1 protein-coding gene is annotated in these 981 nt (G+C 77.6%); it reads left to right on the top strand.

Annotation, left to right across the window (positions count from 1 at the left end; genetic code table 11):
• Positions 1-27: 27 nt before the first annotated feature.
• Positions 28-981 (top strand): hypothetical protein (locus tag ABEB16_RS22215; protein ID WP_345714330.1); only part of this gene is annotated, 954 nt, incomplete at its 3' end.

The raw sequence follows: 981 nt of genomic DNA, 5'->3' as shown, positions 1-981 counted from the left end.
GCGACGCTGCTGGCGACGACGGCCTGGGTGGCGCCCCTGGCCGCGGCCCTCGGCGACGAGACCACCGGGCGGGCGTGGAAGCTGGCGCTGCCGCTGAGCCTGGGCCTGCAGTGGCTGCTGCGGCGGCGCTACCTCACCGACGCCGAGGGCATCGGCCGGCTGCGGGCCGACGGGCCGGTGCTGCGCGCCGGCGCCCTGGCCTGCGTCGCCGTGCCGGTGCTGCTCTGCGTCGCCCCCGAGCGGGCGCTGCCCGCGGCGCTGCTCGTGACGTGGGTGGGCGGCCTCGTCGTCGTCGTCCGCGGCTGGGGTGTGCCCTACGCCCTGGGTCTGCTGGCGGCGACGGGGGCGATGTCGCTGGGGGTCCCCGTCGTGGTCGACGTCCTGCTGGTCGTGGTGTTCACCGAGGTCGCCGTCGTGGCGGCGGTGCTCACCAGCGCGCCCTCGGCGAGCGAACCGACGCCGTGGCGGCGCTCCCTGGCGGCCGGGGCGCTGGGCGGGGCGTCGGCGCTGCTCATCACGCTGGACCCGACGGTGGTGTGGTCCAGCTCCAGCCCCTTCCCGGTGGTGGCGCTCGTGCCCTCCCTCGTGGGCAGCCTGTGGGCGGGGCACCACCTGAACCGGATCTGGACGGTGCTGCTGGAGGCGCTGGCCTCCACGCGCCTGGCGGAGCGCGGTGCGCGGCGCAACTGGCGGGTGTTCGGCGGCATCGTCGCCGGGGCCTTCGCCCGGCTGCTGCTGGGCACGGCGCTGGCCTCGGCGCTGGCCTGGGCCGCGCTGCGCGGCATGACCACCGACACCTGGGGCCTGGTGGCGCTGCTGCTCGGGCTGGGCTGCTACGGCGTCGTGGGGTTCCTCGCGTCGCTGCTGGAGTCCTTCTCCCGGTTGTGGGGGGCCGCGGCGGTCACCGCCGCGGCGCTGGCCGCCTCGTGGCTCGTGGTCGGCGGCACGACCGGCGGGGTGCTGGGTTCGGCGCTGGCGTCG

Origin of the sequence: Kineococcus glutinatus, from assembly GCF_039542765.1 — a bacterium.
Classification (GTDB): domain Bacteria; phylum Actinomycetota; class Actinomycetes; order Actinomycetales; family Kineococcaceae; genus Kineococcus_A; species Kineococcus_A glutinatus.
Note: the sequence above shows the minus strand (reverse complement) of the source record. Positions and strands in the feature narration are given on the sequence as shown.